Origin of the sequence: Paenisporosarcina sp. (assembly GCF_049671445.1) — a bacterium.
Taxonomy (GTDB): Bacteria; Bacillota; Bacilli; order Bacillales_A; family Planococcaceae; genus Paenisporosarcina.
The window spans coordinates 1-9,162 of the sequence record NZ_JBATUX010000050.1 but is presented as its reverse complement, the minus strand read 5'-3'; the positions used below and the strand labels follow the sequence as shown (position 1 = coordinate 9,162).

Here is a 9,162-nt window from a genome sequence, read left to right as displayed (position 1 = left end):
AAATCACTAAGATAAGAAAACATCTTCACTTGTGAATCATTTGATTCATCAATAAATGAACGTAACTGTTGAATGGATTGCACATTAGAAGCTTGTCCAATAAATTCCATAAAACGCTGCTCGTCTTCATTGGAAAGTCCGAATGTTCTCACTGCATCTTCAAATCCAACCATATTTTTCTCTACTAGTAATTTACTTAATTCTTTCACTTGTTCTTCGGACTGGGTAAGTTGCGTCAAAATGGATTGCAATAAACCTGCATGTCCAACGGTTAAGCGATATTCATCTATTCCTAGTTCCTGAACAAATTCTGAAGCAGTTATAATCATTTCTGCATCAGCATAAACAGAGTCATCTCCGATTAACTCGACGCCCATCTGTTCAAATTCTGCAGGTCTCCCACCTTCATGTTCTTGTGCACGAAAGACATTTGCAAAATAAGCGAGTCGCAAAGGAATTTGCTCTTTTAACAATTTAGAAGTTGCTACACGAACAATTGGTGTCGTCATATCGGGTCTTAAAACCAATGTCTCTCCTTGACGATCTACTAACTTAAATAATGAAGAGTCCGGTATTGCTGAAGATTTCCCAATCGTCTCATAGTACTCGACCGTGGGTGTTTTAATAAAATCAAAACCACGTGATTGGAAAAATCGTCGTCCAATGTCACGCACTTTTTCCTTTTTCTCATTAATTAAAGGGAAAGAGTCTCTCATACCAAGTGGTTTTTCAAATTTTCTTATAGGTGTCATTCATTATTCACTTCCTAAATAAGGATAATTCACTTTAGCGCACTAGCATACTACTAGAGTGAAATAAAATTTATTTTAACGTATCTGACAAGTTGCGTCAATACAAAAGACCCCATGAAGCTTTTGAATTCTCTTCATGAGGTCTTTTCTGATTCTCTTAAACGACGATTCGCCATTTCATCAGCTGTATATATTACTTTCATCGGGTTGCCACCCACAAAACTTCCTGCTTGAACATCTTTATGCACTAGAGTTGCCGCCGAAACAATGGCTCCATCTCCAATATGTACCCCTGGTAAAATCGTCGAGTTTGCACCAATTAGAACTTGATCACCGATTTCAACATCACCAATTCGATATTCATCTATTAAATATTCATGTGCTAACAAAGTTGTATTATAGCCAATGATTGAATTTCTTCCTATTTTAATTCTTTCTGGGAACATCACATCCGGCATTACCATTAAAGCAAATGAAGTTTGGTCTCCCACTTTCATATGTAGAAAGCGACGGTAAAGGAAGTTTTTGAATGGCAATGAAGGACTATAACGTCCTAATTGAATAACGATAAAATTTTTCATCACTTTCCATATCGATACTGTTTTATATATATGCCATAGTGAGTTGGCCCCTTCGACAGGAAAACGTTCCGTTCTTCTCATAGCGAAGGAGACTCAACAATCTCAAGTAAATCCGAAATATGTTTCAACATATAGGTTGGCTTAAACGTGGCTAAATATTCTTCGCCCTTTACCGTCCATGAAACTCCAGCTGTCCGTACAAGTGCATTTTGACCGCCTTCGATATCGTGCGAGTTATCACCAATCATTAATGCTTCTTGTGGTGTAGCATTTAATCTCTCAAGTGCTAACAAGATTGGTTCAGGATTTGGTTTTGGATTAACTACGTCATCTAAAGCAATAACGATTTCAAAGATATCTTCTATTCCCATGAACTTTAAGCCGCGTAGAATAATATCATGCTTTTTCGTTGACACAATGGCCATTTTAAGACCACGTGCTTTTAATAAGCGAAGCGTTTCACTTACTCCATCAAATTCGACCACCATTTGGTCATGCATTTCAATGTTCCATGCACGATATTCTAAAATCAACTCGTCAGTTAAGCTTTCATCAATATCATCAAATGTTTGTTTTAAAGATGGTCCAATAAAATGTAGAACATCTTCTCTAGCGAAACGCCCGGGATATCGTTTACCCAGAACACTTAAAAAAGTTTGAATGATCAGCTCATTTGTATCAAGCAAGGTGCCATCAAAATCGAAAAGAAGTGTAGTTATTGGCTGCGATGTCATGAAGTAAACACTTCCTTTCGTTTCGTTTGTTCAGCTCGTTTCCAAACCGTTGCAACTACAATCGTTAATACAAATGCAATGCCAAGTCTTAATAAGAATAATGGCCAAATTGGAATTCCAAGTGGAAGAAATATGAGTGTATCTTCTACAACTGCGTGACAGGCGACTAAAAAGATAAAGACTAGTGTCGCATCTTTTTTACTAACCCCGTCCTCTTGAACTGCTTGTATCATCACTCCTGCACCAAATGCTAAGCCAATGACTAAACCAGAAACAAGTGTCATGGATGCATTCGGTTCAATACCAAGCACTTTTGTGAAAGGTGCAAGCTTTTGTGAAAATTTTTGTAAATACTGTTTATCTTTCAAATATTGAATGATAATCATTAGTGGAATAACCACCATTGCAAGCTGTAATACCCCAAAACTAGCTTTTTGTAACCCCAATAAAATAATTTCCATCCAGCCTTCGGGTATATCAGATACTTTAGGCGCCATACCATACTTTGCAATATCTGAACCACCTGACCAAACAAGGTTAATCACAATTGCAGAAATGGCCGCTAATCCAAAGCGCACGAGCAAGACTACCCATAATTTAACGCCAACTTTTAAGGCAACGCCTGTCTCGATAAAAATATTATGTGAAAAGGACAACATGACAGCTAATATAAAGACTTCTTTTACAGTCAATTCTAATGATAGAATTCCAGCTATCCCTGCATACAAGTTAAGGGCATTACCTAATACTAAAGGAATCGCCGCATCCCCTCGTAATCCAAATACCCCCATGATAGGAGCTAGCAATTCGATGATCCACGGCAACACTGGTGTATGCTGCAAAATAACGAGTAATAGTGTAATCGGGAAAATAATCTTACTAAGCGTCCATGAAGTTTTCAATCCAGCTAGTAATCCATTTTTAAGTGTAGACATATTTATGACTTCCTTACTTATGCGTCTTTATAACGCACAGGTTCTTTAATTGTCACGCGACGGTAAACAATGATGATAATTGCTACAACTATTGCAATAATTGATACCACTTGAGCGGTGCGAATTTCACCAATTAAATAAAGGCTATCAGTACGCATTCCTTCAATAAAGTATCTTCCGAATGAATACCAGATGATATAGAATAAGAACATTTCTCCACGTATTAAGTTAAGGCGACGTAACAAGATCAAAATGATAACACCCGTAAAGTTCCATAACGATTCATATAAAAATGTTGGATGATAATACGTGCCATCAATACGCATTTGATTGATAATCCAATCTGGTAAAAACATATTTTCCAAAAAGGCACGTGATACAGGACCACCATGTGCTTCTTGGTTCATAAAGTTACCCCAGCGCCCGATAGTTTGCCCAATTAAAATACTAGGCGCAGTAATATCCGCTAATTTCAAGAATGATTCTTTACGTTTTCTTGTAAATACATAAGCTGTGATAAACGATACAATCAATGCTCCGTGTATTGCGAGGCCACCTTCCCATACTTGAAGAATTTGACCGGGATTTTGAGAATAATAGTCCCATTTAGAGAAAACATAATATAGTCGAGCGCCTAATATGGCTAAAGGTACTGCCCAAATCAATAAATCTGTTAAAAAATCAGGATGAAACTTCCTTTTTACCATTTCTCTTTGTGCTACAAGAAATGCCAAAACAATCCCAAACGCGATAATTACTCCGTACCATCTTACTTCGATCGGTCCTAAAGAAATGGCTATTGGATCAATTGCTCCAAGTAAAAAATTCATGTTGTTCCCCTTCCAAACTGCTGGCTTTTAATATGTAGCATCTTCATTTTGACTAATGACATCATTTAAACGGTTGGAGAATTCTTCTGCCGCATTGACACCCATTCGTTTTAAACGATAATTCATCGCTGCTACTTCTATAATAACGGCTAAGTTTCGACCAGGTCGAACCGGAATCGTATTTTTAGTCAAATCTGTATCGATGATTCTCATTTTCTCTTCTTCAATACCTAACCGATCATACGTCTTGTTTTTATCCCAAATCTCCAAATCAATTACCATTGAGATTCGTTTAAAACTGCGAATGGCACTAGCACCAAATAAAGTCATAATGTCGATAATCCCAATTCCACGAATTTCTAGTAAATGTTCAATTAGTTTTGGTGCATTTCCAATGAGCGTATTTTCAGCTTCTTGTCTAATTTCCACGCAATCATCAGCGACGAGTCGGTGCCCTCTTTTCACAAGTTCCAACGCTGTCTCACTTTTACCAACACCACTTTTTCCTGTAATTAATATCCCCACACCATAAATATCAACAAGTACACCATGGACTGCAGTGGTAGGTGCTAATTTACTTTCGAGAAAGTTTGTCAGTAAACTTGAAAAACGAGTGGTGGCCATTTTTGCAGTAAGGACTGGCACATGTTCTTCATTGGAAGCAATCTTCAGTTCTTCTGGCACATTCATGTCGTGCGAAATGATAATGGCAGGTGTTTCAGGTGAACATAATTTTTTCATACGTTCTATTCGTTCATGTGGTAACAGCATGTCAAAAAATGATAGTTCTGTTTTGCCAAGTAATTGAACACGGTTTGCTGGATAGTGTGTGAAATAACCAGCCATCTCTAAACCGGGACGTGAAATATCACTAACGGCAATATGTCTGCCGATCCCTTCTTGACCACTAACAAGTTTTAAATCAAACATTTCCATTACGTCTTTCGTAGTCACTTGCTCCAAAAATATCACCTACTTTCTTCGAAATTCGAATGATCCGATATGTTCTTTATTTTATCATGTGGTTGGAAAATTGAAATGAATTTCTCTTGGCGTTGTCTCTTTTCCACTATTACCTCCTATTTAGGCTTTAGGAGGGATGTACAATGAAGAAAATAATAATTGATGCGGGTCATGGACCACAAACAGCTGGTAAACGATCACCCGATGGAACTCTAAGAGAATTTATGTTTAACGAAGCTGTAGCTATGCGACTTAAAAAGCTGTTAATAGCTGAGGGAATAACCGTCATTTTTTCTCACGATAATACTCGAGATGTCACCTTGTCGGAGAGAATCACTTTAGCCAATAAATTAAAAGTTGATGCATTTGTTTCGATTCATGCAAACGCCTATGGTACTGACTGGAATGCTGCAAATGGAATTGAAACCTACACCTGTATACAACCTAGTAAAGCCTCAGTAGTAATGGCTACCCATGTACAACAAGCATTGCAAATGCGCACTTCCAGAAAAGATCGAGGAGTTAAAAAAGGTAATTTTGCAGTGCTACGTGAAACAACCATGCCCGCTATTTTAGTTGAGTGCGGATTTATGACCAATAAAGAAGAAGCAAACTTATTAAAAAGTCAGAGCTATCAACAACAATGTGCACAAGCGGTTGCGTTCGGAGTACTATGTTGGTTAGCTTAAAATATGGATATTTCTCATCCCTAAAATCGGCTAATCATTTTAGCCGTTTTTTTGTGTGTTCTTTCAATTGTCTGGTTTGAATTACTACCAAAAATTAAAAAGAAGACCATCCACTAATTCACCTCTAATAAACACCAAAAAACGGCCAGCACCTTAATAAAAGGGCTACCCGTGGTCTTTGAATTGAAGCATCCGTTTCCAAACATTAAGATACTATCCTTTGTTACTTAACGGTCTGATCATTTCAGTTTTGTCTTCCAAATTGTTCTCAATATAAATTTTGCCCCAATCATACATGGCATCGAGAATCGGCATAAGACTTCTTCCTTGTTCAGTAAGTGAGTATTCAACTTTTGGTGGAACAACAGGATATACTTCGCGATGTACAATCAAATGGTCTTCAAGTTCACGTAATTGATTAACAAGCATCCTTTGCGTAATACCCGGCATGAGTGCCTTGAGTTCACCAAAGCGTTTGGTGCCTTCTTTACCTAGATGCCACAATACCAGCATCTTCCATTTTCCACCAATAATAGATAAAGTTAATTCTTTTTCACAGTTAAACATTTTCTCTCCCAAATTCGGCATTTACTTCACCTCCACTTTTTACAGTATACTTTTTAGCACTATGTGCGAAAAAAGTGCGTACTTTCAATTCGATGACACACTAAGTATACTAAACCTTGCACCCTTAGTAAATATCAATTAGTTGGTTTCACTAATAGTGCGAAATACGAGAGTTACTGCTAAAAAAATACTATTTTATTGGGAGAGATTATTAAATGAAACTTCAATTAGCAATAGATCTTGTAGATACACAAGGTGCAATCGAATTGGTTAAAGAGTTAGAAGAGTTTATTGATGTAGTAGAAATCGGGACACCAGTTGTAATTAATGAAGGTCTTAGAGCTGTTAAAGCAATGAAAGAAGCCTTTCCTAATTTAACTGTTTTAGCTGACTTGAAAATTATGGATGCAGCAGGATATGAAGTAAGCCAAGCTGTTGCTTCAGGCGCCGACATCGTAACAATTCTTGGAGCTGCAGAAGACGCGTCTATCCTGGGTGCCGTAGAAGAAGCTAAAAAACATGGTAAGCAAATCCTAGTTGATATGATTGCTGTGAAAGATATCGCAACACGTGCAAAAGAACTTGATGAACTTGGCGTAGACTATATCTGTGTTCACACAGGTTATGATCTCCAGGCTGTAGGACAAAACTCTTTCGAAGACCTTGCAACTATTAAAAGCGTTGTTAAAAATGCAAAAACTGCCGTTGCAGGTGGAATAAAATTAGAAACGTTACCAGAAGTCATTAAAGCTCAACCTGATCTTGTTATTGTAGGCGGCGGTATTACTGGACAAGAAGACATAAAAGCAGTAGCTGCTCAAATGCAAAAAATGATTAAACAAGGATAGTGACAAAAATGCAGACGACTCAATATTTAGCTGAAATCATAAAAGAGTTAAACCAGACAGTCGACTTGGTCGCTGATGAAGAAGCTGAAAAACTGGTAAACAAAATTCTTGAATCCAAGAAAGTCTTTGTGGTTGGGGCAGGTCGATCTGGATTTATGGGCAAATCTTTTGTGATGCGAATGATGCACATGGGGATTGATGCCTATGTAGTCGGTGAAACCGTTACAGCTAATTTAGAAAAAGACGATCTTTTAATCATTGGTTCTGGCTCAGGTGAAACGAAGACCTTGGTTTCTATAGCCGAAAAGGCAAAATGCTTGGACGGGACAGTCGCAGCTGTAACGATTTCCCCTGAATCCACGATAGGGAAATTTGCTGACATTATAGTTAAATTGCCTGGTTCACCAAAAGATAAATCCGAAAGTGAATACAAGACAATACAACCTATGGGGTCACTTTTTGAGCAAACAATGTTATTATTTTACGATGCATTGATTTTGCGTATCATGGAGAAAAAAGGATTGGACTCTAATAGAATGTATGGCAAACATGCCAATCTCGAATAGATTTCATCTAAAAAATATGTAGACTTGAAGACCGCATTAATTTCTTTTAGAAATTTGCGGTCTTTAATGCATATCTCCATGTGGTTATACTTGATGGAGGGTATCTTATTTAAGTAAGGTCTATAAAAAAGAAAAGAGGTCGATTATATGGTTCGAATAGGTATAGTTGGTACTAATATGATTACAGAAAGATTACTTGAAGCAGCAATTGCTATAGAGGATTTTAAACTAACAGCAGTTTATTCTCGCACGACTGAGCAGGCAGAAAAATTCGCGAGCAACTACGGTGTAACAAAACTATTTACAAACCTAGAAGAAATGGCAAGTAGTGAAGAAATTGATGCGGTGTATATTGCGTCACCTAATTCATTTCACGCACAACAAGCTATTTTATTTTTGCAAAATGGCAAACATGTTTTATGTGAAAAGCCATTAGCAGCAAATGCAGCCGAGGTAGCAACAATGATTGAAGCCGCGCAAGAGCATCAAGTTCTTTTAATGGAAGCCATGAAGTCAACTTTACTTCCTGGGTTCAAGGTTATTCAAGATAACCTACATAAAATTGGACCAATTCGTAGATATTTTGCAAGCTATTGTCAGTATTCTTCTCGATATGATAAATACAAAGAAGGCATTGTACTTAATGCTTTTAATCCAAAGTTTGCAAATGGCGCATTAATGGATCTTGGTGTTTATTGTTTATATCCACTTATTACATTGTTTGGAGAACCAAATGAAGTGAAGGCAACTGGGATTATGCTTGAATCAGGTGTCGATGGTGAGGGGAGCGTCGTTTTAAGCTATGACGATAAAGATGCAGTTGTTATGTATTCCAAAATAACCAACTCTTCTTTGCCAAGCGAAATTCAAGGAGAAAAAGGCAGCATGATTATAGATAAAATTAGCTCTCCTGAACAAATTGAAATTCACTACAATGACGGTACTACTGAGCAATTATCTATCGAGCAATCACACCCTGTTATGTATTATGAAGTCAAAGAATTTATTGATTTAATTAACAGTGGGAAAATCGAATCCAATGTAAACACCTTTGCAAACACATATACCACAATGCAAGTGGTGGATAAAGTGCGAGCAGAGATAGGTCTTAAATTTCCCAATGATGAAAAAGTAATCTAACAATTGCAAAGGAAAACTTTGATTATCTCTATTGAGGATGACAGTTTTCCAGTCCGCTTCTGACGCTTTACCTAGTAATAAAAAGGATGGGTTTGTGACTACGTCACTAGCCTATCCTTTTTTTATTTATTGTAGATAATGCATTATATCCAAAAGCGTACATTTGCCCGTTATATTGTGATTATGAAGCGGATTTTTATTTCCATTATTTAACTTCCACAACTAAACATTTGATTTCTACAACTAAATCTCAAATTCGAGAAATATTCTCTTTTTTGACGGTGTTTTTGATTCACTATGAATCAAAAATTACTGCTTTACCTCTAAATCATGAAAAAAGGCTAAGTGAACATGTCACTTAGCCCCTTTTTTTCTTAAATACAATCTATAAGCAGAAAGTATTATTTAGTTAAACGCTTCATAAGAGCAATTTTCTCAGCTTCAAAGCCTGGTTTACCAAGTAAAGCAAACATATTCTTCTTGTATGCTTCGACTCCAGGTTGATCAAACGGGTTCACTCCGAGCAAATATCCGCTAATCCCACATGCCTTTTCGAA

At 37.1% G+C, this 9,162-nt stretch carries 11 protein-coding genes and 1 pseudogene; 4 read left to right on the top strand and 8 right to left on the bottom strand.

The genetic code is table 11. The features are described 5' to 3' along the window. The 6 genes from WBG45_RS06980 to hprK all read right to left on the bottom strand — a co-directional run. The coding region (locus WBG45_RS06980) for an ATP phosphoribosyltransferase regulatory subunit (RefSeq protein WP_424413209.1) at positions 1 to 752 on the bottom strand (752 nt) is incomplete at its 3' end. Between the two features lie 134 nt (positions 753 to 886). Next, positions 887 to 1,414, bottom strand: a complete 528-nt coding sequence (locus WBG45_RS06975) for an acyltransferase (RefSeq protein ID WP_424413207.1) — start codon at positions 1,412 to 1,414, stop codon at positions 887 to 889. After that, positions 1,411 to 2,067: a pyrophosphatase PpaX gene (ppaX, locus tag WBG45_RS06970; RefSeq protein WP_424413206.1), complete on the bottom strand. Its 657-nt coding sequence runs from the start codon at positions 2,065 to 2,067 to the stop codon at positions 1,411 to 1,413. Before ppaX ends, WBG45_RS06975 begins: the two co-directional genes overlap by 4 nt. Further along, entirely contained in the window at positions 2,064 to 3,002 is a 939-nt protein-coding gene (locus WBG45_RS06965) for a nucleoside recognition domain-containing protein (RefSeq protein WP_424413205.1), read from the bottom strand. The genes ppaX and WBG45_RS06965 overlap by 4 nt, the downstream gene beginning before the upstream one ends. Positions 3,003 to 3,019: 17 nt before the next feature. Further along, positions 3,020 to 3,832 (bottom strand): prolipoprotein diacylglyceryl transferase, encoded by an 813-nt coding sequence (gene lgt, locus WBG45_RS06960; RefSeq protein WP_424413203.1) that lies wholly within the window; start codon positions 3,830 to 3,832, stop codon positions 3,020 to 3,022. Between the two features lie 27 nt (positions 3,833 to 3,859). Next, the gene (hprK, locus tag WBG45_RS06955; protein ID WP_024534005.1) at positions 3,860 to 4,795 is read right to left on the bottom strand and encodes an HPr(Ser) kinase/phosphatase; all 936 of its coding nucleotides are present in this window, start codon (positions 4,793 to 4,795) and stop codon (positions 3,860 to 3,862) included. Between the two features lie 143 nt (positions 4,796 to 4,938). Here hprK and WBG45_RS06950 point away from each other — a divergent pair, with 143 nt between their 5' ends. Beyond that, the gene (locus tag WBG45_RS06950) at positions 4,939 to 5,484 is read left to right on the top strand and encodes an N-acetylmuramoyl-L-alanine amidase (protein ID WP_424413201.1); all 546 of its coding nucleotides are present in this window, start codon (positions 4,939 to 4,941) and stop codon (positions 5,482 to 5,484) included. Positions 5,485 to 5,697: 213 nt separating this feature from the next. On the opposite strand, the gene WBG45_RS06945 is transcribed toward WBG45_RS06950, so the two are convergent. Then, entirely contained in the window at positions 5,698 to 6,072 is a 375-nt protein-coding gene (locus WBG45_RS06945; protein ID WP_424413199.1) for a winged helix-turn-helix transcriptional regulator, read from the bottom strand. Positions 6,073 to 6,266: 194 nt separating this feature from the next. Here WBG45_RS06945 and hxlA point away from each other — a divergent pair, with 194 nt between their 5' ends. From hxlA to WBG45_RS06930, 3 genes are all read left to right on the top strand, one after another. Next, the gene (hxlA, locus tag WBG45_RS06940) at positions 6,267 to 6,899 is read left to right on the top strand and encodes a 3-hexulose-6-phosphate synthase (RefSeq protein WP_424413198.1); all 633 of its coding nucleotides are present in this window, start codon (positions 6,267 to 6,269) and stop codon (positions 6,897 to 6,899) included. 8 nt (positions 6,900 to 6,907) lie between these two features. Then, positions 6,908 to 7,465, top strand: coding sequence for a 6-phospho-3-hexuloisomerase (hxlB, locus tag WBG45_RS06935; protein ID WP_424413196.1), 558 nt, complete (start codon positions 6,908 to 6,910; stop codon positions 7,463 to 7,465). 147 nt (positions 7,466 to 7,612) lie between these two features. Further along, on the top strand, positions 7,613 to 8,605 hold the full coding sequence (locus WBG45_RS06930; protein WP_424413194.1) for a Gfo/Idh/MocA family protein: 993 nt from the start codon (positions 7,613 to 7,615) through the stop codon (positions 8,603 to 8,605). A gap of 401 nt (positions 8,606 to 9,006) precedes the next feature. Here the strand turns inward: WBG45_RS06930 and WBG45_RS06925 are convergent. Then, positions 9,007 to 9,162 (bottom strand): annotated as a pseudogene (locus WBG45_RS06925) (glucose-6-phosphate isomerase); the annotation flags it as partial.